This is a genomic window from Candidatus Izemoplasmatales bacterium (genome assembly GCA_041649275.1).
Lineage (GTDB): Bacteria > Bacillota_I > Bacilli_A > Izemoplasmatales > Hujiaoplasmataceae > UBA12489.
Window position 1 is genome coordinate 1 of sequence record JBAZNL010000022.1, and the last position, 25,169, is coordinate 25,169.

A 25,169-nucleotide genomic window follows, 5' to 3' on the forward strand; every position below is an offset into this window, starting at 1 on the left:
GGGATCGACGGCTCCGGCCCCGATCCCGAGCGGGATCGAGGATGCGATCGTCATCCAGATCGAAGTGGAGAAGGAGATCCCGCCGAGACCGAGGGCGGTGAGTCCGACGGAGACCGCGGTCACCCTCCCGGTGCCGAAGCGGCGGATGATCCGGCCGGCGAAGAAACTGGTCCAGACGGTTCCGACGACGACGATCACGGTCACGACCGAGGCGAAGCCGACGTCGAGTCCGAATTCCTCGTGGACGACCGGCCAGGAAACGCCGAAAAGCGCGTCGGGCAGGCCGAGCGAGATGAACGCCAGATAGATGATGACGAGGAGCAGGACCATGGTGCGCCTCCGGATCGTTTTCACAACCATTCTACCACGACCGGCGCGTTCCGCGCCATCATCGATCGAAAAAGAAGACGGCGCGATGCCGCGCCGTCGAAGACATTCTGTTATGAACGGATCCTGCGCGCCACGTAGGCGAACATCTCCGGTCCGGTATGGATGCCGAGGACGGGGGTGAGCGGCGAGATCGTCAGAGTGCGGACGTTCAGTTCGCGTTTGAGCGACTCGCCGAGTTCGGCGGCCTTCGCCGGATCGTCGCCGTAGTGGATCGTCAGGTCGATCAGGTCATGGTCGAACTTCTCGACAAGCAGCCGCTTCATGGTGATGAGCGAGCGATGGAGGCCGAACCCCTTCGAAAGCGTCACGTAGACGCCTTCGTCGTTCACGGTGATCACCGGCTTGATGTGGAGGATGTCGCCGATCGTGCCCTCGACCTTCCCGATGCGACCGCCGCGGCGGAGGTACTTGAGGGTGTTGATCGTATAGAAGGCGAGCGAGTCCTCGTGACGGAGCCTGTCGAGCAGGGGCGGGATCGCCTTCGCGGGGGTTCCCGCCGCGACAAGGTCGGCGGCGTACTCGACGAGGTATCCGAGTCCCGCGGCGAGGGTCTTCGAATCGTAATGGACGACGTTGAGGCCGACGACGTCGCGGAAGGCGAGGCGGAAGGCATTGAACGTGCCGCTCAGGCCGGACGATAGGTTGATCGCCAGGACGTCGGCGTATCCCTCGGCCTTGAGCCGCTCGAGCAGCTTCTCGAGATCCTCGCGCCGCGGCAGGCTGCTCGTGACGACGGCCGAATCGAGCTTGGCGTAGACTTCGGCGGCGTTGATCTCGGTCTGATCGCGGAACTCCTTTCCGTCGACGACGATGATCAGCGGCAGCACGAACACATGTTCGTGAGCGTGCAGGTATTCATCCGTCAGATTGGCGGCTGAATCGGTGATGACGGCGGTCTTGACCATGACGAACCTCCCGGATTCGATGCGTCGCGATCGGCGCAAAGTACTATGTCACACATAATACTCTACCAAACGGACGGCGATCTGTCAACACAAGTTCATCCATCCGGGGCGACTTCACGAAATCTCCACAATCCGCGGCGGCGAAGATCATGGTTGTGCATTCGCCCGGAATGTGCTAAAATGAAAGCGAACGCAAGGAGGAGATTCGTTTGCACGCAAAACGCATACTCATGGCATTGCTCGTTCCATGGATCGTCGCGACCCTGGCCGCCTGTGCCCGCACGGTTCCCGCCGGCCATCTCGACGGACTCGTCAGCCGGCAGGGGCTGGGTTACGAACTGTATGTCCCGGAATCCTACGACGGCGAAACGGAACTGCCGCTCCTTCTGCTTCTCCACGGCGGCGGACAGACCGCCGCGGCGATCGCGTCGCTTTCGCGGATGGACGACTACGCCGAACTGCGCGACGTCGTCGTGGTCTATCCGGAGCAGTCGGTCGAGGCCAACCCGGGACGCTACTGGAACTGGTTCCTGCCCGAGAACCAGACACGCGGCGAAGGCGAGCCGGAAATGCTCGCCGACCTCGTCCGCGAGGTCTCCGACGCGTATCGGATCGACCGCGACCGGATCGCGGTCGCCGGCTTCTCCGCCGGTGGCTGCATGGCGATCACCCTCGGGATCCTTTATCCGGATCTCTTCGATGGAATCGCGACGACGGGCGCCGTCGCCTTCGGCGTCGCGAACGACGCGGTCTCCGCCAACGAGGCGATCGCCGGGACGCTACCCGCGATCGACCAAACGATCGACGCCGCCTACGCGGCGATGCCCGCGGAGTTCCGAAGGCCGGTTCGTGCTCTCCTCTTTCACGGCGACGCCGACCAGCGCGTCGACTTCGTCAACCTCGCGTTCGCGACGGACGTCCTCGTCGGGCTGAACGCGCGAATCGATCAGACGTTCCCGATCGGCTTTTCGGAGACCGAACGGATCGTGGGCGAGGGCAGACTCGCGTTCACGGTGGACATCTATCACGGGGACGGCGCCATGATCCAGGTTTATGCCGTCGAGGGAATGGCCCACCGCTGGCCGGGGGCGCCCTCGTCCGAGACCTACGGCGACCCGCTCGCGCCGGATTTCTCCGAACTGGCGCTCGCGTTCCTCTTCCCCGCGTCCTGAGAGAAAAAATAACGACCATGGCCGATTCGGCACATGGTCGTTTTGATTGCGGATGGTGAAGCCAGAGGGGCTTGAACCCCCGACCCCCTGCACGTCAGGCAGGTGCTCTCCCACTGAGCTATGGCTCCGCACGCACTATTATTATACTATAAAGAAAAAGGATTTCAAGCAAAATATCTCGCGTCCGATCACTTTTTTGAACATGCGGAGGAAGGGCGCGATCTCGCCCGCCGCGAGCATGCGAAGCGCCCGTCCGCGGTTCCGCCGGACGGGCGCTCCTGCTTCAGGCGACGGTGTCGTCCCAGCGCTTGGTCAGATGGCGGAGCAGGAATCCGGAGCCCACGCCGGCGGCGAGGAAGAGGAGGGCGAGGAACAGCCCGAGCCACCACGCTCCCGATCCCGCCGCGTGCTGCAGAAGCGGCAGGATGTCGAAGCCGAAGGTGTCGGTGAGGATCATCATGCCGGCGAAGAGGAACGCCGACGACAATAGCAGAAGGAAACCCCTGACGAACATCTTCAGGATCGCCATCGCGTCACACCGTCCGGGCGAGGACGAAGAGGTAGTCGGAAAGGCGGTTGAGATACTTGAGCGACGGATATACGTCGTTCCTGCCGGCGTCGCGGATGAAACGGACGACGGTGCGCTCGGCGCGGCGCGCGACGGCGCGGGCGACGTCGTAGTACGCGCCCGCCTCCGTGGCTTCGCTGCCCGGAAGGTAGAATTTGGCCTGCAGGGGATGCGCCTGGAGGCGCTTCGAGCCTTCCTCCTCGAGCATCCGGACATACTCCTCGCCGACGGTGCGGAGCGATCTGTAGCGCTCGGGGTCGGTCTCGGGATTGGTCGCGACGATCGACCCGATCGCCTGCAGGACCGTCTGGACGGTCTTGACGGTCTCGCACGGCGCCTTGTGCCAGGCGAGGCCGAGGGCGCTCGAGAGTTCGTCGAGGTCGCCGAGGACCTCGAAAAGGAGGGAGTCCTTGGGAAGCGATTCGTTCGAGTAATTCGACGAGACGCCGGTGTCTCCCCGGCGCGTCGTGATCCGCTTCATGTCTTCGACCTTCATGGACGATTCCCCCTTTGACTGCAGGTTCCTTATTTTTATGGTATCACAAATCGATTTACGAATAAAGCATTTGTGATGAAATCGGGAAACGCTCGGGGTGGGATACTGCCGGACGACTCAGACCGCTCTTGCGGTGAGAATGTAGGAAAGCGGGATCCGGAACCGCTCGAGTTCCTTGAAACTGTCGGAGACGTCGACGGGATGCTCGGAAAACGACGCGAGTGAGAAGCGGTTTTTGATCAGCGCCGTCAGGAGCTCCGCGGTCGTGTGCGCGAAACTCGTGAACGTCTTCGACGGATAGTGATCGCCGACCATGTAGTGCATCCCCATCGCATCGACGAAGGGGACGTCGCGGAAGTAGGGCAGGGCGATCCGCTCCGGAAGCGCCGGATCATACTCGTCTTCGCCCGAAACCGCCAGCATGTTGGTGAACGGATGCATCTCGTGGATCAGGAGGATCCCGCCGGGCTTCAGGCAGCGCCTGACGACTTCGAAGAGGTCGTCGAGGCGTTCGATCCAGCAGAGCGCCCCGACCGTCAGGAAGGCGGCGTCGAACCGTCCTTCCCAGGCGCGTCCGACCTTGAGGACGTCGGTTGCGACGAAGGCGCAGTCGATTCCGGTCGCGGCGGCGTGGCGGTTGGCCTGCGCCACCATGTTCTCGGCGATGTCGAAGCCGACGCCGCCCGCGGCGCCGCAGTTCTTGACGACCGAAAGCAGTTCGCGCCCGTTGTTGCACATGAACTGCGCAACCTTGCCGCCCTTCAGGCCGGCGTCCTTCAGGACGGCGACGAACTCCGGGGTCAGGAACGGGAATTCCTCGGTCTTCAGCCGCTCGACGTTGCGTTCGCCGTAGCCTTCGGCCTTGTCGAACGCCTCTTCCCAGGCGGCCTTGTTGCCGCGCACGTAGTTTTTCATGACGATCACCTTCGTTCACGGATTATTGTATCACAGGATACCGAAAAAAAACCACGCCTTCCGGCATGGCTTGATCGTGATCCGTGTGATATGGCCGATGACGCGGCAAGCATGACCCCGTCTAGAAGTCGAAAATCCCATGGGGTCATCTTGAAAACACCTGTTTCATGTCGATCAGGCCCCGATCATATGCCTCTCTGACAATCATGAAGTCTTCGCGTCGATTGAAGTACAACGCGCAGTAGTTCCTTTGCACCTGGGTCCCTTCGAACAGATAGGTCCGCAATGCATTCACGCCTTCGGGGCTGGTGACGAATCCCAAGGCGAAATCGATGCGCTTGGAGTCTGGAATCGTCATGTTCTCATTCAGACGATCCATGATTTCGTCAACTGCGTCGCCAGTTCCCCTTTTTGCCAGCGTGACGAAATCCTCGATTGTCTGTCCTGGCTCGCCTGCCGGTTTCGAAACCATCGCGACCACTCCCTTCATAAGACCGTTGCTTTATCGCCCATCATGAGGCAGGCGTCGACAAAGATCCCCTGCATGAAAAAATCCAGAATCGATGTTTGAAGACTTGAGTCGGAGCGCACGTTTCTCCTGTATTCCTCATTCTGCTGATAATAGACAAGTCCCATGTTGATCAGATGGAATACTTGCCGTTGGTCAAGGTTGCGGCGGATCATACCGCTTCGAAAGCCTTCGTCGACGAGATGGGACAATGCTTTCGTCTGGATGTCCATATAGTCTGCATACTCTCCTGCCAACCGATCGTTGAAATGTTTCAACTCACCACACAACCACAGAAGACGACTGTCGGTAAAATCGCAGATGCATTTCACATAGCTGCCGAACTTCCAAGCCAATGGGCGGTTCGACTCAAGAATGCACCGAAGTGCGGACGATTGACCGGCGATGATGCGCTTGCAGACCTCTTTATACAAGGTGTCCTTATCGGTAAAATACTTGTAGATCGTCACCTTCGAAACATTTGCCTGTTCGGAGATGTCGTCCATCGTCACGCCTTTCATGCCGTGATCCAAAAGCAACGTGATCGAGGCGTCCAGAATACTATCGCTCTTCTTATTCATCCGACTTGTCCGCTTCGAAACGTACGAATCGCTTGATGGTGACATTTTCCCTGAGCCTTGCGATCACTTCCAGGAGAACATCCTGCACGCACCTGGTTGGATCTTTGTAATATGCTTGATTCATCAGAAGGGATTGTCCATAGAAAGCGTGCAGTTCATCCCCCCGAAGTGATTCGATTTCATTGGACGGAACATCGTTCTCCGCGACATATCTCGGTTTCATGGCTGCAATATGCATGGCGACATCCCGTGCAAAATCCTTGAATATCCGTGTCGAGGCTGCGGTGGACGTCTCACAACAAACCTCGACCAAAACCCCGAGCGACAGGTTGTCGTGGACGTAATATGCGATGATGCCGTTTCGCGTGAATCGGGATCTCCGCTTTCGGGCACTCTGAATCGCTTTCGCTTTCAACAGCTCCAGCGCACGGCGACCTTCTCCGTCCGCTTCCTCGAGCGCAGATTTGCAGTCGACGATCTTCGCACCCGTCTGCTCCCGTAGGATTTTGATCATCTCCACGTCAATCATGAAATCACCCCAATAATGTACTATTTACATCATTATAGTACACTTCATGACGATTGTCAATCGGATCGGACCTTTCGACGCGATGAACGTGAGGCACCTTGTCGGCGGGCGGATGGACGATCGACGATTCATGTTCATGTCGACGGATGCGACACGCGGACGCCGATCGCGGAAAAGGTCGAATCATGAAAACGGAACAGACCGAAAGTCCTGTCGGAACCATGGAGCACGATTGGTGGGAAGTAAAGCGAAACATCCCGGATTCAATAAAAAAGGTCTGACACACGATGTGTCAAACCCATGCTTCATCGATGGAGCAAGCGAGGGGAATCGAACCCCCATGTTCAGCTTGGGAAGCTGACATACTGACCGTTGTATTACGCCTGCCTCGAATCCGTATTCCATAAAAAAAAGGGAAAGGCGGACATCTATGATCGATCCGCATGCGCGGATGAATCCCAAGGGTGGTCGGAATGACAGGATTTGAACCTGCGACCTCTTGGCCCCCAGCCAAGCGCTCTACCAAACTAAGCTACATCCCGAGCACCATTTATTATAATCCATACCGTGCGAAAAATCAAAGTGTTTCCATCGAAAATCGACATCGCTCGCGACGGGCGCGCGTGATATAATAATGGGGAACGTCTCCCCGCACGGGAGACATGAAAGGACCCGCACGCATGCACATCCTCTTCCTCGGCGATTCGATCACCGACTGGGGCCGCAGCCGCCCCGACGGGAAGCGTCTCGGCGACGGTTACGTGAAGCTCGTCGCCGACGACCTCCAGTCCCGCCACCCCGACATCGATTTCGACTTCACGAACACCGGCATCTCCGGCGACCGTACGAAGGACATCCTCGAACGCATCCGTCCCGACATGGTCGACCGTCGTCCCGACCTCGTCGTCCTGATGATCGGGATCAACGACGTCTGGCGCCGCTATGACCGAAACGACCCCACCACCCAGGCGCAGTTCTCGAAGAACTACCGCGCCATCCTCGATGCGATTCAGAAGGACGCGAAGGCGAAGGTGATCCTCCTCGAACCGTTCCTCGTCGACGTTCCCGACAAACCCTTCCGACCCGACCTCGCTCCGAAGGTCGCCTCGGTCCGCCTGATCGCGGCGACGCGCCGCCTCCCCCTGATCCGCCTCGACGAACGCTTCCGCCAGGCGGCGAAGGATCGGGCGCCGCTCTTCTACGCCGGCGACGGGATCCATCCGAGCCCCGAAGGCGCGCGCTTCATCGCCGACCTCGTCGTCCCCGAGATCGAAAAGTTCCTGTAAGCAGAAAACCGCCTCCCGACATCCCGGGAGGCGAATTTTTTTAGGAGCGGAACACGAACGACGCCTGGATTCGTTTCAGGAACACGGCCGTCGCGAGCAGGTCCGCCGATCCGCCGAAACTGAGGCCTTCGGCGATGCATTCGGCGGTGAGGGCGGCCATCTTCTCGCGGGCGAAGTCGTCGATCCGCGCAAAGCGCGCGCGGATCTCGTCGTAGCGCCGCTTCGATCCGGCGCGCTTCAGAAGCGTCGTGTCCTCGACCACGCCGATCAGCCGGCAGAGCGCGCGGTGGAGTTCCTCGCGGGTGCAGTTTCCGACATGCCCGACCGCGAGACGGACCGAGGGGAAGCCGCGCGCCGCCTCGAGGCGGGCGCCGCCGATGCGGTTCTCGGCCCAGGCCCTGCGGCCGAAGGTGCCGATCTCCTTCTTGTCGAGTTCGCCGACGAGCGGTTCCGCCATCGTGCTCACGAAATCGTAGACGTCCTCGAAGGAGAGACCGCCGAAGACCGCCTTCCCGGCGGCCGCCGCGGCGAGCCCCATCGAGAAGATCAGTCCCTTGTAGGCGTTGATCCCGCCGGTGACGGAAAACATCGCCCGTTCCGCCTCGAGCCCTTCCTTGCGGGCGCGGGCGAAGATCGCCGCCGGTTGCTCGTCGTCGATCGCGAGCGCGAACATCTCGGCGAGATGCGGCACGATCGCCATTCCGGCCTGCTTCATCATCGCGTAGTCCATGTCCTCGTGCGAACCGCGGGAATGCTTCGTGACCAGACCGAACTTCGGTTCGAGGTCGAGTTCGGCGCGCATCGCGCCGTCGATCAGGGCGGCGGCGAACCTGACGGCGTCGGCGCGGGCGATCCGCTCCATCTCGGCGAGGAGATCCTCCACGGAATGTCTGCCTTCGCGGGCGCACACCGCCGCCGGCTCGTCGCAGAGGAGGCATTTGCGGAGCGCCCCGCGCGTCAGCGCGATTCCGCCCTGCGGATAGACGTCGATGTCGGACAGGCGTCCGAGTGGGGTCTTCTCCTCGAGTCCGACGGCGATCGCCTTGAGCGGTTCGGCGCCGAGTGCGCCGTAGCGGGCGAGGAAGGTCGTCCCGTCGGCGTCGTCGATCCAGCGGGTCTCGTCGGCGTCGAAGGCGAAGCGCGCGGCGAAACGGCCGACGACGTAGCGGGAGATCTTCGTGGTCTTCCGGACGCCCGGGACGTTGGCGCGGACGGAGACGACCGTGCCGCCCCGCCGGAGCATCTCGAGGATCGTGTCTCGGCGCGCTTCACGCGCCTTCAGGATGTCGTCAACGCTTGCCATGGCGGGCCTCCGCGATCGCCCGGAGCAGGGCCCGGTTCGAGACCGGGACGAGTTCGAGCGCAGATTCGATGTGACCGGATTCGATCAGTGTCCGCACGCGCGAAGCGCTGATCGGGGTTCCCCCCGCCTCGAAACGGGGAAGGACGAAGAGACCGTCGCCGAGCGTCTTTGCGAGGATGTCGTTGTAGGCGTTCGTGGTCGGATCCGCCTCGGTCCCGACGTAGCGCGTGCGGATGAAGAGGGAAGGCATGAAGCGGTCACGGAACACGACCGCGTCGAGCAGCGCGTGTTCGCGGTCGCGCTCGTCCATCGTCTTCAGGAAATAGCTCGGGAAGGTCAGACTCGAAACCACGTATTTCGTCGAGGGGACGACAAGGACGTTTCCGATCTCGGCGCAGCCGAGCCGCACCATCGCGATCCGCTCCTCGTAGGAAAAGGTCGAGGCGTCCTCCTCGAGGACGAACACGAGGAAGGCCTGGTGCCGGGCGGCGGCGAAGCGGATCAGCCCCAGGTGGCCGAGGGTCATCGGATTGCAGTTGACGACGATCGCGCCGACGTCGAGGGTCGAGAGCGGCGCGAAGAAAGTGCGTTCGGCGAGCTCCCGGATGCTCTTCAGTTCCTCGTCGAGGGTGGGGAAGCCGTTCTCAAGGATCGCGACCGAACCGGAATCGGCGACGACGGAGAAGTGCATCGACGTAAACAGCGGGACGAAGCGGGACTTCGTGAAGACGAGGCGGCGGTGGATTCCATCCGCGTTCATCCGCGAGAGCAGATCCGTGAGGAGGAGGCCCGCGGCGTCCTCGTCGCGGTGCGCGGAATCGACGGCGAGATGGCTGACGAGCTCCCCGGTCCGCGACACGGTCGCGACGATCCGCCCGTCCTCCTCGAGGTAGAGGGTCTCGTCGACCGTCCGGGGCGGTTTCAGCCCGGAAGCGTCCAAAAGCGCGGCGACGGCCGCGCGTTCTTCTTCGAGGATCGCTTCCCGGATGGGCATGGTATTCCTTCCTTTCGGCCTACTTCGCGCGGACGGCGTCGATGATCGAGCCGTCGCGGTAGCGCACGAGGGCGACGACGCGTCCGTTACGGACGGGGCGGTTCGGAATCCCGGTCATCGCGTGCGCCCGTTCCATCAGGGTACGGATCGGGACGACGTCGAGACCCGAACCCGCGAGTCTTTCCAACAGGTCGGTGCGGCGCGGATGGACGGCGATCCCGCGCTCGGTGACGACGACGTCGACGTCGCGTCCCGGGGTGGTGACGCAGGTCACCCGTTCCATCACGATCGGCAGGCGCGCCTTCACGAGGTTCGTGACGACGACGGTGCAGAAGGCGCCCGCGGCGGTGTCCGCGTGCCCTCCCGAACCGCCGATGATCCGGCCTTCGGAGTCGGTCGTGACGTTCACGTTGAAATCGAGGTCGACCTCGGTGGCGCCGAGGATGACGAAGTCGAGACCGTCGACGACGGGGGCGGGGCGATGGAAGGGGTTGCCGTACTCGGAGGCCGAGATGGCGTGATGATCCTTGTTCTCGCGGATCGACCGGACCGCTTCGAGATCGAAGTCCTGGACGTCCTCAAGGCGCTCCACGAGGCCCTTCTCCAGCATTTCGACATATTGCGCGGTGATTCCGCCGGAGGCGAAACCGCCCTTGACGCCTTTCGTTTCCATGAGCTTGCGGACGGCGGCGGCGACGGCGAGCGAGGTCCCCCCCGCACCCGTCTGCATCGACATCCCGTCTCTGACCATTCCGCAGGCGTCGAGCAGTTTGACGGCGTCGCGGGCGATCTTGAGGCCGACCGGTTCCTTCGTGATCCGGGTCGTCCCCGAGACGATGCCGGCGGGATCGCCGATCGAATCGACGGCGAGGACGGCGTCGACGCGGCTGCCGTCGATGTCGGCGAAGGGAGCGCGGTCGACGAGATGGTCGGTGACGAGAAGGACCTTCTTCGCGAAGGTCGCGTCCGGAACCGCGTAGCCGAGCGACCCGCAGGCGCTCTGTCCGACGCGGCCGGTGGCGTTGCCCCTGCGGTCCGCCGTCGGCGCCGCGAGGATCGCGACGTCGATCGGCAGTTCGCCCGCCTCGATCGCGCGGGCGCGGCCGCCGTGCGTGTCCATGATCGCGACGTTTCTGAGCTTTCCGGCGCAGACGGCGTCGGCGACGGGGCCGTTCATGTAGTTGGCGACGATGCCGGTCACGGATCCGTCCTCGATCAAGGGGACGAGCGGAGCGTGGCAGGGGAAGATCGAACTGGCGGCGATCGTGAGGCCCTTCAGGCCACGGCGCCTGATTTCCGCAAGGGCGAGGTTCAGGACCTTGTCGCCGTCGCGGAGGTGATGGTGGAAGGAGAGGGTCATCCCATCTCTCACGCCGAGGATGTCGAACGCCTCGGAGAGGGTCTTCGGGAAGGCGGGGGATCCGACCTTCGCCTTGGGCGGGATCCTCTTCGATGCGGCGGGGGCAGGCGTCTCGCGATAGGGTCGATCCGTCTCGGGAATCTCGCGTCCGAGGTCGTTTCTCATGGTTTCTCCACACCGGCGCGCAGGAGGATCTTCTCGGCGCGGACGACGATCGGCCGATCGACCATGCGGCCGTCGAGCGAAAAGGCGCCGAGCCCCTTCCGGTCGGCTTCCTTCGCCGCCGAAAGGATGCGCGTCGCCCAGCGGATCTCCGCCTCGGTCGGGGCGAAGACGCGTCGGACGGTCTCGATCTGGTTCGGATGGATCACGGCCTTGCCGGTGAAACCGAGCGATTTCGCGGTACGGGCGTCGCGTTCGAGGCCGATTTCGTCGTTCACGTCGGTGAACGGGGTGTCGATCGAAGCGATTTCCTCCGAACGGCAGGCGAAGGCGACCCGGGCGCGCGGATAGGCGAGTTCGGCGCCTTCCTTCGTGCGTTCGAACTCCATGTCGGCGGCGAGATCCTCGGCGCCGAGCAGGACGCCCTCGATGCGGGGCATGTAGACCAGGTCGTCGGTCTCGACGACGCCCTGGGCGGTCTCGACGATCGGGACGATCCCGATCTTGCGTTCGAGCCCCTTGCGGGTTTCGACGCGCGAAAGCAGGTCGTCGACGTCGTAGAGGACCTCGACGGCCGCCTTCGGATAGACGATCGCCGCGAGCTTCTCGCAGACGACGGCCTCGAGGTCGGCCTCGAGCCAGCCGGAGGCAAGCGAATTGACGCGGACCATGACTTCGAGTTTTCCGAAATCCCAGGTCTTCAGATATTCCTTCAAGAGTTCGCGCGCGGCATCCTTCTCGGCGACGGCGACGGCGTCCTCGAGGTCGAGGATCACGGCGTCGGCGCCGAAGACGTCGGCGTTCTGGAGCATCGCCGGGTTGTTCCCCGGCACGAACAGGCAGACGGTCCTCACATCGATCCCTCCATCCGCTTCAAGGCGGTCTTCGTCCGGGCGCGCAGGGTGCAGTCGAGCGCTCCCTTGTCCTGGACGGTCACGCGGACGTCCGTAGCCTCCAGTTCCGCAAGCGCGGAACGGACGGCGGCGTCGATCCGGTCGTGGAAAAAGACGTCGACGATGCTGTCGATCTCGACGACGACGCCGACGCCCTCCCGCACGGTCACCAGGGCGTCGTTGGACTCGAGGGTGCCGGCGGATCCGATCCTCATTTCGCCGCCTTCTTCTCCGCAGCGCGGTCGTTGGCGATCGCGATGACGCGGTTCATTTCGTTCTTGACGACCATGTAGCCGTCGTCGAACGACATTCCCGGCTTCGCGAGGCACTGGTCGGCGCGGCAGGCGATGGCGATGTTGGTGGTCGTCTGGGCGGAGACGTCGGTCTCGTTGCAGGTGCCGCCGCAATACGATCCGATCTGCTTTTTGTTGCAGTAGAGGATCGCCTCGATCGCGTTCGTGATGCCGCCGAGGACGGGAGTCTTGATCTGCAGCATGTGCGCCGCTCTGGCGTCGGCGAACTCGACGACGTCCGCCATGTTGTTGCACCACTCGTCGGCGACGATCTCGACCTTCGAACCGGCGGCGTCGATCATCGCGGTGATCTTCCGAAGCGCCTCGAACGTGCCCGCGTGGCTGCCGGCGTCGACCGGTCCCTCGATACGGAGGGAGAACGGAGCGGCGGTCTTCTCGAGTTCGAGGAGATACGCAAGGATGCGGTCGTAGTCGTCCCCGAAGGCGAGGCCGATGGTGCCGTAGACGTCGATGTGGAAGACGGGATGGTAGCCCGGATCCGGACGCTTCGCGAGGATGCGGTCGCGCAACCAGGCGACGTACCGGAGAAGGAGTTCGCCGTTCTTCCCGAGCTTCGTCTCGACGTTGTTGATGAGGGCGTGCGGGAGCACGTCCGCCTGTTTCAGGATCATCTTGTCGACGTTCGCGTAGCGGTCGTCGCCTGACTGTGCGAAGACCGGCACGGGTTCGTACTTCGCGCCGCGGATGTGGTACTCCTCGCGGATGATTTCCGCCATCGTCCGCCGGCGCTGGTTCGCGACGGCGTTCAGGATCGCCTGGGAAAATCCGTAGCGGATCGCCGTATGGAGCCGTTTGCCGTCGATTTCGAGTTTGTCGACCCATTCCGCCATCGGGCGGAAGGAAGCGAGTTCCTTGCCGACGAGGAGGGGGACGACGTGCTTCCTGATCCACGGGATGTAGTCCTTCGCGAGGAAGAGCGGGTCGCGACCGCCGGCGCCCGAGTATTGGATCGCGGCGCAGTCGCCGTAGCCGACGGTGCCGTCCTCGAGGATGAGCTGGACGCTGATCGCCTCGCCCGCCTGGCGGATCGACGTGAAGCCGGGGGTGACGGGGTCGCCGACGTACATGAATCCGTCGGTCGTCGCACCTTTCTTGATCGCCTTCTGGTCGTCGAAGTAGAAACCGGTGTACGAGGGGGACAGGATGATCTTCTGGATTCTCATGATGTGGGGGTTCCCTTCTAGCGTCTGGCGCTGCCGCGGCCGATGAGCTGACCGCGCGAGACGGCGTTCACGTCGTCGATGGTGAGCTGGAACGAGATCGGTCGCTTCTCGTAGGCGGCGCGCTCGGCGATCTTGCCCTTGTGGAACTGCTTGATATCGTCGGTGAAGCCGAGGTTGCCGAACTCGAGGATGCGAATGCATCCCTCGTTGTCGCGGGCGGGAAGGATCTTGCCTGCATTGAACTTCGACGGTGCGAACGGGACGTCGACGATGCCCTGCTCGAAGGCCTTCACGACGCCGACGGCGAGGTCGCCCTCGCCGACGACGAGGATCGCCGTCATCAGGCAGTCGACCTCGCGCTCGATCTGGGCCATCTCGCGGTCGAGGATCGCGCAGTCGGGGAAGGTCTGGTCCTTCAGGAGCGTGCAGACGAACTTCGAGGCCTTGACGCCGAGGCCGTTGGCCTCCGCGGTCGGGATCCCGATCGATTCGTGCGGCGACTTGGTGATCATCTTCGTCGCCTTCGAGAGCGCGGCGACGGTCGAACTCATCGCGATCAGACCGGTCGCCTCCGCCTCGTCGGCGGGGAAGCCGCCCATCCACTGGTGGAAGACGGTGGTGACGACCGTGTCGCGGTAGCCGTACTTATGCAGGTACTTCTCCGTCTGGCGGAGGAGCGTGCGGATCGCGGCGACGTCCTGGACGACGTTCCCACCCATGCCGTAGCCGACGGAGATGTTCTTCACGCCCTGCTCGGCGGCGAGGAGCGCCTCGCAGATCGCGACCGTGTTCGAGATCGACGGCGGCACGAGCGTCCCGGTGAGCGGTCCGAACGGTTCGCGGTTGATCGTGATCCCGTGGTCCTCGTAATAGCCGACGAGGCGGTCGACGTACTGCCAGTTCCGGATCGTCGTCTCGAGCGAGACCGACTTGGCGTAGGGGATGTTGTAGGAGATCCCGCCGCCCTCGTTGGAGGTCCAGCCCGCGGCGTGGATGATCTCGGCGAGGAGACGCGCGTCGGGCGTTCCGTGACGCGCCTGGACGGGGACGTCGAGGGCCTCCATGACGGCGCGGCAGCCGGCGACGCCGTGGTTGACGGCGGGGAACCCGTTCAGCATCGCGCGCTTCTGCTCGGCGCTCTCGCGGATCCCGTTCTCGGCCTCGACGTAGCGGTTCTGGCGGGTATAGGAGTCGATCGTGGTCGGCACGAAGTCGGCGCCGGAGGCCTGCAGGTGGCGGAGGAGCTTCACGTGCTCCTCGAGCACCGGCACGCCGGCGCGCGGCTGCACGAGGGTGCGGCCGTCGGCCTTCGCGGCCGCGAGCTTCTTGGCGAAGTTCTTCGCATCCGGGACGGATTTCAGGAAGGCCGTCGCGCGGTCGAGGTCGAGGTCCGGATCGGCTCCGGTCTTCCATCCGGCAAGCACGGTCCTGCGTTCTTCGAGGAACTCCTCGAGGGTCAGCTTGCGGTTTCTCAGGGTTGTCGTCATGGGGTTGTCCCTTCTATTGGAGCGGCTTCATGTGTTTCTTCATGATGCGGAGGGCGGAAAGCGGATCGATCCGGGCAAAGAGCCCCATCGCCGCGAGGATGTACTCGGAATCGAGGTAGAAGTCGGGGCGGGCGGGGCGGAGTTCCTGGGTGCCGCGGAAGACGGCGCTCGTCTTCGCGAGGATTTCGCGCGCGAACCGGGAGCGGATGATCGGGCCGCCGGTCCCGATCACGGTCCGAACGTCGGTGAGGTCCTTGCCGGTCTGGTTGTAGGCCATCCCGATCGGAGTGAAGACCTCCTCCATGCGGCCGGCGTGGCGGCTCATCGCCTTGTACGCGCACATCTCCGCGAGGAGGCGGTCCGCATATTCGTCTTCCGGCGTCAGGGGCAGGAAGGAGACGTCGGCGAAGCGCTTCTCGGCTTCGGCCTTCAGATCGACGCCGGTGTCGAGGAGGACCATCTTCAGTTCCTCCTCGGAGAGCGACTGGACGATTCCCGGGGCGCTCCAGCGGACGCCGAGGTCGCCCTCGACGGTGCGCTTCGCGTACGGTTCCTCGAGACCCCGGAGGATCACGTCGGAACGCTTCGTCGCGTGGCAGACGGAATACATGTCGGTGGTCGCGCCGCCGATGTCGACGACGCAGAGCTCGCCCATCCCGGGCTCGTTCATGTAGCCCTTCGACAACAGTTCGCAGGCGGTCAAGACCGCCTCCGGCGTCGGCAGGACGACCTCGTCGATCTCGTCCTCGATCTTCTTGATGCCCTTCGCCTCGATGATCCTTTTCAGGAAGATGTCGCGGATCGCGTCGCGGGCGCTCTTCACGTTCAGCTGGTTGATCCGGGGCATGACGTTCTCGGCGACGTGTCCCTCGAGCCCGTAGGTCTCGAAGAGGGCGAGCACGTCGTCCTGGCAGTCCTTGTTGCCGGCGTAGACGATCGGGATCCGCAGTCCGGCCTCGCCGAGCATCTTCAGGTTGTAGAGGGCGCATTCGGTGTTCCCGCCGTCGGCGCCGCCGGCGAGCAGGACGATGTCGATCTTCTTGTCGAGGATCTTCTTCACTTCGGCCTTCGTGACGTGGTGCGAGAGGACGAGGTCGACCTTCGCGCCGGCGCCGAGGCAGACGCGCTTCGCGGCTTCTACGGTGAGTTCCTCGACGAGTCCGATGGCGGCCATCTTGAGGCCGCCGGCGGCGGAGGAGCAGGCGACGATGCGGTCGAAGGCGACCGGACCGCCGAGCCTCTCTTCGAGATCGGCCAGGGCGGCGCGGTACCCGGTGCGGATGTCGGTCGTCACAGTCGTCGGCCGCATCGCGGTCGCGAGGATGTCCTCGCGCTCGCGGTCGACGGCGACGAGCTTCGTGAACGTCGAACCGAAATCGATCATCAGGTAGCGGGCCACGTCACTCACCGAGGTCCTTGCGGATGTCCGCCAGGGCTTCATCGATCGGCGTTCCCGGCGGATAGACGCGGTCGAACCCCATCTTCAGGAAGCGCTCGCGGACTTCCGCGAAGTCCTGCTTCCCGACGACGATGTTCCCGCCGACGTAGAGCAGGACGTCGCCGATCCCGGATTCGACGCACTTCGCGCGCATGCCGCGGCAGTCGATCTCGCCGTGGCCGTAGAGCGAGGAGACGAGGATCAGGGGGGCGTTCGTCTCGATCGCGGCGTGGATGAAGTCCTCCTGCGAGGACAGCACGCCGATGTTGACGACATTGTATCCGGCGTTCGTGAGGGTATACTCGATGATCTTGTTCCCGACGGCGTGGACGTCCGCGCCGATGACGCCGATGACGATTGATTTCATGGAAAACCTCTCTGGTGTAAGCGTTTGTAAGCCCGTGTGTTATTATATCATAATAAAATATCGTATTCAATCTCAGCATGACGCTCGGAAACGATTTCCCGGGATCGAATCTTCCTGATAATGGTAAAACTTCTCGTTGTACCGTTGACGGACGAAACCGTTCGTGCTACGATGGTGTCGATTCCATTCACGATTGAGGTGAGTTCCATGATCCGCAAGACGCTGCTTGTCTTCACGTTCCTGCTGTTGCTTCTTCCCGCGCTTCCCATCGTCGCCGCCGACATGGGACCGAAGCCGACCGCGACCTGGGAAATCGTCGGAATCGATCCCGCCGCTTCCGGGCTGATGTTCCGTACGGACGACGAGGCGACGCCCTTCTCTGAAGCGGAGATGGCCGAATACGGTTGGGACCAGGACCCCCTCAAGGTCGCCCTGAACGGCTTCAGGGACCCCGACGGCTACGTCCTGCTCGGCCTTTACTGGCCGATGATGCACGACGGCATGCCGTTCTTCTACAACGGCTATCCGACTCCCCTCAAGATGGCCGTGATCGACGACGACGGCGACGTCTACGTCTCCGCGGCCATCGATTACCGGCTCTACCACACCGAACTCGTCTTCGACTTCGCCGGTCACGAACCGTTCGCCGGAACCGGCGTGCCCGTCGCGTTCGGCACGGCGCGCGAGGTCGTTCCCGTCTTCCGCATCCTCCTCGACTTCCTCGGACGCGTCGTCCTCACGATCGCCCTCGAACTCGGCGTCCTCTGGCTCTTCCGCTACCGGTCCAAAGCGTCGTATCGAACCGTCGCGATCGTCAACGCATGCACACAGGCGGTCTTGACTGGTTTCATCCTATACGGCTTTTACTGGTGGGGAGAGTCTTTCGCCGCCCTCTACACGCTCTTCGTCGGCGAACTCGTCGTATTCGCCGGAGAGGCGGTTCTCTTCGCAATGATCCTGAGGGAGAAGAAAGGGTGGATCGGCGCGCTGTACGCCCTTGCGGCGAACGCCCTATCCTTCGGCGCATCGCTCCTCGTCATCCTTTTGCCAGCCCAGATGCTTTGACGGATCGCGCGCTCCTTTATGGGAGCGCGTTTCGTTTCTTTCATCGACGAATCGCCGGGCGCGCGCAGTCGGAAAACAATCGTCATCTTCGGCGGGCAGCATTGACATTATCGCGACCGGGTGCTACGATGGTCTCGAACGTCAGGAAAGGGGAGGGACCGCGCATGGGACATATAGGACGAAAGACGACGGCGATCTTCCTCTTGCTCGCGACGCTCGCGAACCTTTGCGGATGCGACCCCCGAAACGAGATCCAATACGAGATCGAAATCAATGGCTGCAGCGACGACGTGATGGGCAACGTCCTCTTCCTATACCCGCACAAGCAGACGACGACGGGCTTCGCGCTGGAGGATGGTCCCGAGACGGTGTTCGCGTATCTCGAGGGGACGGTGCGCTTCCTCGAACGCGCCGCGGGCGAGACGGTCGCCGAAGACGTCGTCTACCTCTCGACCGCCTGCGGGAATTATGCAATCTTCCATCGCGGCGAGATCGAAGCGTACCCGGGATGGCCGGTATATGACATCCGCAAGGCAGAACTCGGGTACTTCGAGCGCACGGTCGGATCGTGGGCGCAGCGGATCGCGGAGATCCCGTTTCCGATCCACCTGCTTCCCCGGGAGACGTTGGACATGGCGATGTCGATCATGGATGACGAAACCGTCCTGCCGGTCGCGTACGACGCGATCCTCGACTACCCCGACCTGATCGGCGACGGAATCGTCGATGCGGAGGCGGGCACCATCACTTACGCCGGCTCGGACACGGACGGGTTCTCGATCGTGATCCGCGATCTGGGCGACGGCACCGTACGGGTCGACAAGACGGAGGACGACGCATGAACCTGCTGGAACTGAAGGACGTCTGGAAACTGTACGGGGAGAAGACCGCGCTGTCGGAAGTCACCCTCTCGATCGAAGAAGGCGAAATCGTCGGCCTGCTCGGACTCAACGGCGCCGGCAAGTCGACACTCATGAAGATCGTCGCCGGGCTCGCGCCCCTCTCCCGGGGAAGCGCGCGCGTCGGCGGTTTCGACGTCGAGCAGGAACACGGGCGCGCCGCCCGGCTCGTCGGCGCGATGATCGAAACGCCGGCGTTCCATCAGGAACTCACCGGGTGGCAGAACATGATTCTCACCGGCCTCGTGATCCCGGACGTCTCGAAGAAGGACATGCTCGCGGCGATCGAGACCGTCGGCCTCGAGGACCAGTTCGGCTTCGCGGTCAAGAAGTATTCCGTCGGGATGAAGCAACGGCTCCATTTCGCCCGGGCGATCCTCGGACATCCGCGGCTTCTGCTCCTCGACGAACCGCTGTCCGGCATCGACCCGATCGCGGCAAAGCGGATCCGCGACGCGATCATCGCGTTCGCGGCGTCCGGCGGCGCGGCCGTCGTCTCGAGCCACGTCCTCGCCGAGATCGAGCATTTCTGCACGCGGATCGTGATCATCGACCGCGGTCAGATCGTCCTCGACCGACCGCGCGCGGAAGTCGAGAACCTCGAGGCCCTCTTCCTCGATGTCGTGACCGGAGGAGGGAAGGCGCAATGAAAGACATCCTTTCCGTCTTCCGCTACGAACGCTACCGCACCACGAGGAACATCGTCCGGATGCTCTCCGTGGTCCTGGTCCTGATGACTTTCTTCGGTTTCTCGTGGGGTCTGTACGACATGTACTACCGCGACTTCTACAGCACTCCCCGGCCCGACCCGGCGATCACGGAGATCAGCCCGGAACAGCGCGCCGACCTCGCCGAAGAGTACGCGGACCGGATCGCGGCCCTCGACCAGCTCGTACTCCAGGCCGAGATGGTCGGCGCCCCCGACCGGGTCCTCAAGGTCTACGAACGCGAGCGCGCCGAACTCCGCTTCTATCTCGAGACCGGCACGGTCGAATATGACTTCCTGCAGGCCGACGACATCCTCGACCCGACCCAGGGCGTGAACGGCGGAAGCTTCGCGTTCTCGATCCTGGTGGCGCTCCGCTACCTGCTCTACGTCTATGCCATCTTCCTCGGCGCGTCGTCGTTCTCCGCAGAGCATCGTTCCGGAACGATGCGCACGCTCGTCGCCTCGCCGATCAGTCGTCGCGACATCATCCTCGGGAAGTTCCTCTACCTCGCCTTCGAGACCGCCGCGACCGTGTTCTTGGCGGCCGCTGTCGCCGTCGGCGTGAGCGCCCTCTACGGCATCGAGGCCCCGCCGATTCTGGCCCGGACCGCGACGTCCTTCCGGGAGACCACCGCCTTCGCCCTGGTGCTTGTCCGCTTCTTCTCGACCTGGGTGGGGATGGTCTTCCTCGCGGCGCTCGCCGCGACCGTCGGGATCGTCCTCCGCTCCTCCGTCGCCGGCCTTGCGATTCCGGCCGGCTTCCTGATGGTGTCCTACGGGATCTTCGCCTCGATCGTGATGGGGGACTATTCGTTCAACCGCACGATCGACCCCGAACGGCTCGCCTCGGGCTTTCCGGTGATCGCCCTCGACCTCCACCTGCAGGGCTGGAACCTCGACTTCACGGTCGCCGTCCTGCTCCATCTCGCGATGGCCGCAGGCCTGCTCTGGATCTCGCACATCGCCTTCAGGCGCCAGAACATCTGATCTTAACAAGAACGTCGTCCCGATCGGACGACGTTCTTTTCTACTGCTTCCGGATCTCGGCGACGATCCGCTCGGCCTCGGCGCGCATGGCAAGATACCCCAGGACGCGTTCGCGATACCCGTTCTTCTCCTCCTCGTCGGACAGGCCGGCGAGGTTGATCTCGACGTTCATCGCCGCCCCTGCGAGGCCCGCGGACAGAAGCATCGCGGCGCTGCCGAGGTCGGAGATGCAGGAGCGGTTGGCGAAGGCGAGGACGGTGTCGAGCCGGCCGATCGCCTCGGCACACAGTTCGGCGGTCCGCATCGGCACCGCGATCGCGCCGCGGAGGCCTTCCTCGACGGCGCGCCTGCGCGCCTCGAGTTCCGCTTCCGTGCCCTTCGGGAGCCTGTAGGCCGCCATCACCGCGTCGAAGCTTTTCGCATCCTCGTCGACGAGCGCCGTCAGCCGTTCCCGGGTCGCCTCGCACGCGGCCGTCGCGCCGATGAAGCGGGCGCGGTCGGCGTCGGGCAGGGCGAGGAACCTCTTCTTCCCGACGGTCAGCTTCCCGACCATGCAGACGAGGGCGGCGCCCATCGCCGCCGCGAGCGCCGACGCCGATCCGCCGCCGGGGGCGGGGGAATCGGAGGCGAGTTCGTTGAGGAAATCCCTCACGTTCCGTTCGATCAGTTCCATGCGATCACTCCCTGACGATGCGGCCGTCCGCGACGACGCGGCGGCCTTTTTTATAAACGTCCTTCACGTGGTTGACGCCGAAGTGGTAGAGCACGTACTCGAAGCTCGGCGCATCGAAGACGACCATGTCGGCGGCCTTCCCGACGGCGATCGAGCCGATCCTTCCCGCGCGTCCGAGATGGAAGGCGGGATTAACGGTCGCCGCGGTCAGCACTTCGGACGGGGTCATCCCGAGCTTGTTCGCGGCGAGCTGAAGGGTGAACTGGAAATTTTCCGAGGGGCAGCTGCCGGGATTGTAGTCGGAGGCGACGGCGACCGCCGCACCGGCGTCGATCAGCTTGCGCGCCGGGGCGTATTCGTGTCCGAGGTAGAACGACGTGCCGGGAAGCAGGTTTGCGACCGTGTCGGACGCCGCGAGGGCGAGGACGTCGCGGTCCGAGACGGCCCCGAGGTGGTCGGCGGAGGCGCAGCCGAGCTCGACCGCCAGGCCGGTTCCGCCGGTCGAGGCGATCTCGTCCGCGTGAAGCCGGGTCGAGAAGCCCAGTTCCTTCGCCCTTGACAGGATGCGCGCCGCCTCGTCGAGGGTGAACGCGCCCGGTTCGCAGAAGACGTCGACGCCTTCGGCCAGACCTTCTTCGCGCACGGTCTCGAGGTCGGAAAGGACGAGCGCGATGAATTCCCCGCGCCGGTCGGCGTAGTCCGCCGGGACGGCGTGCGCCGTCATCGAGGTCGGCACGAGTTCGACGGGATGGGTCTCGCCGAGTTTCCAGACGACCTTCAGGATCTTCCGCTCGGTCTCGGGGTCGAGGCCGTAGCCGCTTTTCGCCTCGACGCAGGTGACGCCGAAGGCAAGCATCCGGTCGAGGCTTCTCTCCGCCTGGATGAAGAGGTCGTCGAACGACGCCGTGCGGGTCGCCCTGACGGTCGAGAGGATCCCGCCACCGCGTTTGAGGATCTCGAGGTAGGGGACGCCCTGGAGCTTGAGGGCGAATTCGTAGGCGCGATGGCCGGCGTGCACGAGATGCGTGTGGCCGTCGACGAGACCGGGGGTCACGATCGCGCCGCGGACGTCGGCGACGACCGTCGCGGGACCGCGGAACGCTTCTCCGTCGCCCGTCCCGAAACCCTGGACGAGCCCGTCGCGGACGGCGACGAAGGCGTCCTTCAGGACGGTGGCGTCGTTCATGTCGGCGCCCTTCACCGGCGGGTGGTGGTCCTGCGACCAGAGTTCGCCGATGTTCGTGAGGATCAGGTCGGCCTTCATCGGAGGTCTCCGGGGAGGTTGGCCTCGATGATCTTCATCGCGTCGAAGTCGCGCAGCCCGAAGCGGAGCGCCGCTTCGGCGGCGAGTTCGGAATACGGCATCGAGTCCGGCGTCTTCTTCCCCTCCGGCTGGCGGTAGTACTTGAGCGATTCGACGAGCGCCGCCGCCGGGACGAGACCGACGAGTTCGCAGCCGGTGACCTCGACCCGGAAGCGCCTGGCTTCCATCTTCACCGCCTCGAGGATGCGGTAGATCGGGTTCTTGACGTGGTCGAGGATATTCATCGTGACCTGGTAGTGGCCGCGCTGCTCGAGAAAGGCGGGCGCCGCCTGGACGAACTGGTAGCCGCCGGAAGAACCGCGCACGTAGCGCGAGATGTCCTTCGCCGGCTTCTCGTCCCTCGTGGCGAGGTCGACGTTGAAGGCGACCAGGGGCATGCGGGCGCCGATGGCGACCGCACCGAAGGTCGGATGGATTTCGGGGCGGCCGAAGTCGGGCGCCCAGAGCGGATCCCTGATCTTCTCCTTCATGCCTTCGAATTCGCCCTTGCGGATGTCCGGAAGGAGGATCCTTTCGGGTTTCCGCGCGGCCTTGGCGTAGAGGAAGACGGGGATGTCGAAACGGGCCGAGACGATCGAGGCGACGTCTTCGGCGAGCTTCACGCACTCCTCGATCTCGACGCCCGCGATCGGGACGAACGGGATCACGTCGACCGCGCCCATGCGGGGATGCTCCCCCTTGTGATGGTTCAGGTCGATGAGCGACAGCGCCTCGCCGACGAACTCGGGGATCGCCGCGGCGATCGCGTCGGGATCGCCGATGAGGGTGATCACGGTGCGGTTGTAGTCCTTGTCGGGTTCCGCCGAGACGACGGCGAAGCCCGGCCTGTGCCGGAGCGTGCCGACGATCCGGTCGATCTTGTCCTGGTCGCGTCCCTCGCTGATGTTGGGGACGCACTCGATGATCCGCTTCATGTCATTTCCCGCCTTTCTCGACGGCCGCGGCGACGAGGGCCGCGACCTTGCGACGGTCCGCGGCGACGGGGATCGTCGCGAGGCCGGTGTCCTTTCGGTTGTAATCCGCGATCGTCTCGCGTGCCGGCGGATTGCCCGCCCAGGCGCGCCTTGCGACGCCGATCGTGACGTCCGCCATGACGGCCGTCCGGAGGATCCCGTCGACCCGTTTCGAGCCGTCGAGGACGAGGCCGAAGCCGCCATTGATCGCCTTCCCGATGCCGACCCCGCCGCCGTTGTGGAGGGCGACGACCGTCATCCCGCGGGCGGCGTTCCCGAGCGCGACCTGGGTCGCCATGTCGGCCGTCACGTTGGAGCCGTCGCGGACGTTGGAGGTCTCGCGGAAGGGCGAGTCGGTGCCGCCGCAGTCGTGGTGGTCGCGGCCGATCATGACCGGACCGATCTCCCCGTTTCGCACCATCTCGTTCATCCGAAGCGCGATCCGGGTCCTGCCTTCCGCGTCCTGGTAGAGGATCCGCGCCTTCGTCCCGACGACGAGGGCGTTTTCCTTCGCGTCGCGGATCCAGGCGTGATTGTCGCGGTCCTGGAACCGCCGCGCCGGGTCGATGCACGCCATCGCGGCGGCGTCGGTCTTCGCGAGATCCTCGTCCTTGCCGGAGAGGCAGACCCAGCGGAACGGGCCGTAGCCGTAGTCGAACAGCACCGGACCCATGATGTCCTCGACGTACGAGGGGAGCGTGAAGCCGTCCTTGTCGTCGATCCCGTTCCGGTAGAGTCCGGGGGCGCCGGCGTCCGCCGCCGCCTTCAGGAAGCTGTTCCCGTAATCGAAGAAATAGGTGCCGCCGGCGACGAGGGCGCGGATCGCCGCCAGATGGCGGACGAGGCAGGCGTCGACGCGGCGGACGAATGCCGCCTTGTCGGATGTAAGCAGGCGCGTGCGTTCGGCGAAGTCGATCCCCGCCGGGCAGTAGCCGCCGTCGTGGACGGCGTGGCAGCTGGTCTGGTCGGACAGCAGGTCGATCTTCTCATGATGCCGGACTGCGTGCTCGAGCAGGTCGACGACGTTGCCGGCGTAGGCGAGCGCGAGCGGACGGCGGGTCCGGACGGCCTCGCGGGCGACCGCGAACGCCGCTTCCGGCGTGTCCGCGACCCGGTCGATCCAGCCTTGGGAGAGGCGCGTCGCGATCCGCGACGGGTCGACCTCGGCGACGATCCCGACGCCGCCGGCGATCCGGACGGCCTTGCCCTGGGCGCCCGACATCCCGCCGAGGCCGGAGGAGACGAAGAGGACGCCGGCGAGGTTCTCCCCCGCCGGAATCCCGAGTTTCGCCCGCCCGGCGTTCAACAGCGTCGAATAGGTCCCGTGGACGATGCCCTGGGGACCGATGTACATGAAGCCGCCGGCGGTCATCTGGCCGTAGTTCGCGACGCCGAGGGCGGCGGCGCGTTGCCAGTCGGCCTGGTTGTCGTACTGGCCGACCATCAGGCCGTTGGTGATCGCGACGCGCGGCGCGGTCCGCGACGCGGGAAAGAGTCCGAGCGGATGCCCGGACATCAGGACGAGCGTTTCGTCCGCCCGCATCCGCTCGAGGTACAGGCAGACGAGGCGGTACTGCATCCAGTTCTGGCAGACCTGCCCGGTCTCGCCGTAGGTGACGAGTTCGTAGGGATAGAGCGCGGTCTCGAAGTCGAGGTTGTTGTCGATCATGACGCGGACGGCGCGTGCCTCGAGGATTCCGCGATATTCATCGACGGGACGGCCGAAGA

Annotated in this window: 27 protein-coding genes and 3 tRNA genes; 6 read left to right on the plus strand and 24 right to left on the minus strand. The window is 64.0% G+C overall.

Annotation, left to right across the window (positions count from 1 at the left end; genetic code table 11):
• Nucleotides 1-330: MFS transporter (locus WC509_08490; protein ID MFA5007481.1), on the minus strand; the 330-nt coding region annotated here is incomplete at its 3' end.
• Between the two features lie 110 nt (nucleotides 331-440).
• Nucleotides 441-1,295, minus strand: a complete 855-nt coding sequence (locus tag WC509_08495) for a DegV family protein (protein ID MFA5007482.1) — start codon at nucleotides 1,293-1,295, stop codon at nucleotides 441-443.
• Nucleotides 1,296-1,504: 209 nt separating this feature from the next.
• Here WC509_08495 and WC509_08500 point away from each other — a divergent pair, with 209 nt between their 5' ends.
• Entirely contained in the window at nucleotides 1,505-2,467 is a 963-nt protein-coding gene (locus WC509_08500) for a PHB depolymerase family esterase (GenBank protein MFA5007483.1), read from the plus strand.
• 53 nt (nucleotides 2,468-2,520) lie between these two features.
• Here WC509_08500 and WC509_08505 read toward each other — a convergent pair.
• From WC509_08505 to WC509_08545, 9 genes are all read right to left on the minus strand, one after another.
• Nucleotides 2,521-2,595: transfer RNA gene (locus WC509_08505), tRNA-Val, on the minus strand.
• A 155-nt stretch (nucleotides 2,596-2,750) separates the two neighbouring features.
• Entirely contained in the window at nucleotides 2,751-2,996 is a 246-nt protein-coding gene (locus tag WC509_08510; protein ID MFA5007484.1) for a hypothetical protein, read from the minus strand.
• 4 nt (nucleotides 2,997-3,000) lie between these two features.
• Nucleotides 3,001-3,531: an ATP:cob(I)alamin adenosyltransferase gene (locus WC509_08515; protein MFA5007485.1), complete on the minus strand. Its 531-nt coding sequence runs from the start codon at nucleotides 3,529-3,531 to the stop codon at nucleotides 3,001-3,003.
• Nucleotides 3,532-3,648: 117 nt separating this feature from the next.
• The gene (locus tag WC509_08520) at nucleotides 3,649-4,446 is read right to left on the minus strand and encodes a class I SAM-dependent methyltransferase (GenBank protein MFA5007486.1); all 798 of its coding nucleotides are present in this window, start codon (nucleotides 4,444-4,446) and stop codon (nucleotides 3,649-3,651) included.
• A 145-nt stretch (nucleotides 4,447-4,591) separates the two neighbouring features.
• A complete protein-coding gene (locus tag WC509_08525) occupies nucleotides 4,592-4,918 on the minus strand; it encodes a hypothetical protein (GenBank protein MFA5007487.1) in 327 nt (108 codons plus the stop codon).
• A 14-nt stretch (nucleotides 4,919-4,932) separates the two neighbouring features.
• A complete protein-coding gene (locus WC509_08530) occupies nucleotides 4,933-5,535 on the minus strand; it encodes a TetR/AcrR family transcriptional regulator (protein ID MFA5007488.1) in 603 nt (200 codons plus the stop codon).
• Complete coding sequence (locus WC509_08535) at nucleotides 5,528-6,064, minus strand: hypothetical protein (protein ID MFA5007489.1); 537 nt, start codon at nucleotides 6,062-6,064, stop codon at nucleotides 5,528-5,530. Before WC509_08535 ends, WC509_08530 begins: the two co-directional genes overlap by 8 nt.
• 312 nt (nucleotides 6,065-6,376) lie before the next feature.
• Nucleotides 6,377-6,451: transfer RNA gene (locus WC509_08540), tRNA-Gly, on the minus strand.
• Nucleotides 6,452-6,529: 78 nt separating this feature from the next.
• A tRNA-Pro gene (locus WC509_08545) sits at nucleotides 6,530-6,606 on the minus strand.
• Nucleotides 6,607-6,726: 120 nt separating this feature from the next.
• Between WC509_08545 and WC509_08550 the strand changes: the two genes are divergently transcribed.
• The gene (locus WC509_08550; protein ID MFA5007490.1) at nucleotides 6,727-7,350 is read left to right on the plus strand and encodes an SGNH/GDSL hydrolase family protein; all 624 of its coding nucleotides are present in this window, start codon (nucleotides 6,727-6,729) and stop codon (nucleotides 7,348-7,350) included.
• Nucleotides 7,351-7,390: 40 nt separating this feature from the next.
• Here the strand turns inward: WC509_08550 and WC509_08555 are convergent, their stop codons facing one another.
• Genes WC509_08555 through glmS form a run of 9 tightly spaced genes read right to left on the minus strand, consistent with a single transcriptional unit; the run spans nucleotide 7,391 to nucleotide 16,831 of the window.
• Nucleotides 7,391-8,653 carry a triphosphoribosyl-dephospho-CoA synthase gene (locus tag WC509_08555; protein MFA5007491.1) on the minus strand — a complete coding sequence of 421 codons (1,263 nt, stop codon included), beginning with the start codon at nucleotides 8,651-8,653 and terminating at the stop codon, nucleotides 7,391-7,393.
• Entirely contained in the window at nucleotides 8,640-9,647 is a 1,008-nt protein-coding gene (locus tag WC509_08560; GenBank protein ID MFA5007492.1) for a hypothetical protein, read from the minus strand. The genes WC509_08555 and WC509_08560 overlap by 14 nt, the downstream gene beginning before the upstream one ends.
• Before the next feature lie 19 nt (nucleotides 9,648-9,666).
• Nucleotides 9,667-11,172: a citrate lyase subunit alpha gene (gene citF, locus WC509_08565; GenBank protein ID MFA5007493.1), complete on the minus strand. Its 1,506-nt coding sequence runs from the start codon at nucleotides 11,170-11,172 to the stop codon at nucleotides 9,667-9,669.
• Nucleotides 11,169-12,023, minus strand: a complete 855-nt coding sequence (locus tag WC509_08570; GenBank protein MFA5007494.1) for a CoA ester lyase — start codon at nucleotides 12,021-12,023, stop codon at nucleotides 11,169-11,171. Before WC509_08570 ends, citF begins: the two co-directional genes overlap by 4 nt.
• Complete coding sequence (gene citD, locus WC509_08575; protein MFA5007495.1) at nucleotides 12,020-12,277, minus strand: citrate lyase acyl carrier protein; 258 nt, start codon at nucleotides 12,275-12,277, stop codon at nucleotides 12,020-12,022. Before citD ends, WC509_08570 begins: the two co-directional genes overlap by 4 nt.
• Nucleotides 12,274-13,539: a methylaspartate ammonia-lyase gene (locus WC509_08580; GenBank protein ID MFA5007496.1), complete on the minus strand. Its 1,266-nt coding sequence runs from the start codon at nucleotides 13,537-13,539 to the stop codon at nucleotides 12,274-12,276. Before WC509_08580 ends, citD begins: the two co-directional genes overlap by 4 nt.
• Before the next feature lie 17 nt (nucleotides 13,540-13,556).
• A complete protein-coding gene (locus WC509_08585) occupies nucleotides 13,557-15,026 on the minus strand; it encodes a methylaspartate mutase subunit E (GenBank protein ID MFA5007497.1) in 1,470 nt (489 codons plus the stop codon).
• Between the two features lie 13 nt (nucleotides 15,027-15,039).
• Nucleotides 15,040-16,425 (minus strand): methylaspartate mutase accessory protein GlmL, encoded by a 1,386-nt coding sequence (gene glmL, locus WC509_08590; protein MFA5007498.1) that lies wholly within the window; start codon nucleotides 16,423-16,425, stop codon nucleotides 15,040-15,042.
• A gap of 1 nt (nucleotide 16,426) precedes the next feature.
• Nucleotides 16,427-16,831 (minus strand): methylaspartate mutase subunit S, encoded by a 405-nt coding sequence (gene glmS, locus WC509_08595; GenBank protein ID MFA5007499.1) that lies wholly within the window; start codon nucleotides 16,829-16,831, stop codon nucleotides 16,427-16,429.
• A gap of 207 nt (nucleotides 16,832-17,038) precedes the next feature.
• Between glmS and WC509_08600 the strand changes: the two genes are divergently transcribed.
• From WC509_08600 to WC509_08615, 4 genes are all read left to right on the plus strand, one after another.
• Nucleotides 17,039-17,896: a hypothetical protein gene (locus tag WC509_08600; GenBank protein MFA5007500.1), complete on the plus strand. Its 858-nt coding sequence runs from the start codon at nucleotides 17,039-17,041 to the stop codon at nucleotides 17,894-17,896.
• A 164-nt stretch (nucleotides 17,897-18,060) separates the two neighbouring features.
• Nucleotides 18,061-18,738, plus strand: a complete 678-nt coding sequence (locus WC509_08605; protein ID MFA5007501.1) for a hypothetical protein — start codon at nucleotides 18,061-18,063, stop codon at nucleotides 18,736-18,738.
• Entirely contained in the window at nucleotides 18,735-19,445 is a 711-nt protein-coding gene (locus WC509_08610) for an ABC transporter ATP-binding protein (GenBank protein ID MFA5007502.1), read from the plus strand. Before WC509_08605 ends, WC509_08610 begins: the two co-directional genes overlap by 4 nt.
• Nucleotides 19,442-20,491: an ABC transporter permease subunit gene (locus WC509_08615; protein MFA5007503.1), complete on the plus strand. Its 1,050-nt coding sequence runs from the start codon at nucleotides 19,442-19,444 to the stop codon at nucleotides 20,489-20,491. The genes WC509_08610 and WC509_08615 overlap by 4 nt, the downstream gene beginning before the upstream one ends.
• A gap of 40 nt (nucleotides 20,492-20,531) precedes the next feature.
• Here the strand turns inward: WC509_08615 and WC509_08620 are convergent, their stop codons facing one another.
• The 4 genes from WC509_08620 to WC509_08635 form a co-directional block, all read right to left on the minus strand.
• On the minus strand, nucleotides 20,532-21,164 hold the full coding sequence (locus WC509_08620) for a cyclodeaminase/cyclohydrolase family protein (GenBank protein MFA5007504.1): 633 nt from the start codon (nucleotides 21,162-21,164) through the stop codon (nucleotides 20,532-20,534).
• A 4-nt stretch (nucleotides 21,165-21,168) separates the two neighbouring features.
• On the minus strand, nucleotides 21,169-22,428 hold the full coding sequence (gene hutI / locus WC509_08625; protein ID MFA5007505.1) for an imidazolonepropionase: 1,260 nt from the start codon (nucleotides 22,426-22,428) through the stop codon (nucleotides 21,169-21,171).
• The gene (gene ftcD, locus WC509_08630) at nucleotides 22,425-23,402 is read right to left on the minus strand and encodes a glutamate formimidoyltransferase (protein ID MFA5007506.1); all 978 of its coding nucleotides are present in this window, start codon (nucleotides 23,400-23,402) and stop codon (nucleotides 22,425-22,427) included. Before ftcD ends, hutI begins: the two co-directional genes overlap by 4 nt.
• A 1-nt stretch (nucleotide 23,403) precedes the next feature.
• Nucleotides 23,404-25,169 (minus strand): urocanate hydratase (locus tag WC509_08635; GenBank protein ID MFA5007507.1); only part of this gene is annotated, 1,766 nt, incomplete at its 5' end.

Excerpts from the sequence above, each read along its gene's own strand:
- WC509_08615 (MFA5007503.1), top strand. The coding sequence starts at position 19,442 with ATGAAAGACATCCTTTCCGTCTTCCGCTACGAACGCTACCGCACCACG.
- citF (MFA5007493.1), bottom strand. The coding sequence starts at position 11,172 with ATGAGAAACGACCTCGGACGCGAGATTCCCGAGACGGATCGACCCTAT.
- WC509_08580 (MFA5007496.1), bottom strand. The coding sequence starts at position 13,539 with ATGAGAATCCAGAAGATCATCCTGTCCCCCTCGTACACCGGTTTCTAC.
- WC509_08585 (MFA5007497.1), bottom strand. The coding sequence starts at position 15,026 with ATGACGACAACCCTGAGAAACCGCAAGCTGACCCTCGAGGAGTTCCTC.
- WC509_08510 (MFA5007484.1), bottom strand. The coding sequence starts at position 2,996 with ATGGCGATCCTGAAGATGTTCGTCAGGGGTTTCCTTCTGCTATTGTCG.
- WC509_08560 (MFA5007492.1), bottom strand. The coding sequence starts at position 9,647 with ATGCCCATCCGGGAAGCGATCCTCGAAGAAGAACGCGCGGCCGTCGCC.
- WC509_08530 (MFA5007488.1), bottom strand. The coding sequence starts at position 5,535 with ATGAATAAGAAGAGCGATAGTATTCTGGACGCCTCGATCACGTTGCTT.
- WC509_08495 (MFA5007482.1), bottom strand. The coding sequence starts at position 1,295 with ATGGTCAAGACCGCCGTCATCACCGATTCAGCCGCCAATCTGACGGAT.
- hutI (MFA5007505.1), bottom strand. The coding sequence starts at position 22,428 with ATGAAGGCCGACCTGATCCTCACGAACATCGGCGAACTCTGGTCGCAG.
- WC509_08515 (MFA5007485.1), bottom strand. The coding sequence starts at position 3,531 with ATGAAGGTCGAAGACATGAAGCGGATCACGACGCGCCGGGGAGACACC.
- WC509_08620 (MFA5007504.1), bottom strand. The coding sequence starts at position 21,164 with ATGGAACTGATCGAACGGAACGTGAGGGATTTCCTCAACGAACTCGCC.
- WC509_08600 (MFA5007500.1), top strand. The coding sequence starts at position 17,039 with ATGATCCGCAAGACGCTGCTTGTCTTCACGTTCCTGCTGTTGCTTCTT.
- WC509_08610 (MFA5007502.1), top strand. The coding sequence starts at position 18,735 with ATGAACCTGCTGGAACTGAAGGACGTCTGGAAACTGTACGGGGAGAAG.
- glmS (MFA5007499.1), bottom strand. The coding sequence starts at position 16,831 with ATGAAATCAATCGTCATCGGCGTCATCGGCGCGGACGTCCACGCCGTC.
- WC509_08555 (MFA5007491.1), bottom strand. The coding sequence starts at position 8,653 with ATGGCAAGCGTTGACGACATCCTGAAGGCGCGTGAAGCGCGCCGAGAC.
- ftcD (MFA5007506.1), bottom strand. The coding sequence starts at position 23,402 with ATGAAGCGGATCATCGAGTGCGTCCCCAACATCAGCGAGGGACGCGAC.
- WC509_08525 (MFA5007487.1), bottom strand. The coding sequence starts at position 4,918 with ATGGTTTCGAAACCGGCAGGCGAGCCAGGACAGACAATCGAGGATTTC.
- WC509_08550 (MFA5007490.1), top strand. The coding sequence starts at position 6,727 with ATGAAAGGACCCGCACGCATGCACATCCTCTTCCTCGGCGATTCGATC.
- WC509_08535 (MFA5007489.1), bottom strand. The coding sequence starts at position 6,064 with ATGATTGACGTGGAGATGATCAAAATCCTACGGGAGCAGACGGGTGCG.
- WC509_08605 (MFA5007501.1), top strand. The coding sequence starts at position 18,061 with ATGGGACATATAGGACGAAAGACGACGGCGATCTTCCTCTTGCTCGCG.
- WC509_08520 (MFA5007486.1), bottom strand. The coding sequence starts at position 4,446 with ATGAAAAACTACGTGCGCGGCAACAAGGCCGCCTGGGAAGAGGCGTTC.
- citD (MFA5007495.1), bottom strand. The coding sequence starts at position 12,277 with ATGAGGATCGGATCCGCCGGCACCCTCGAGTCCAACGACGCCCTGGTG.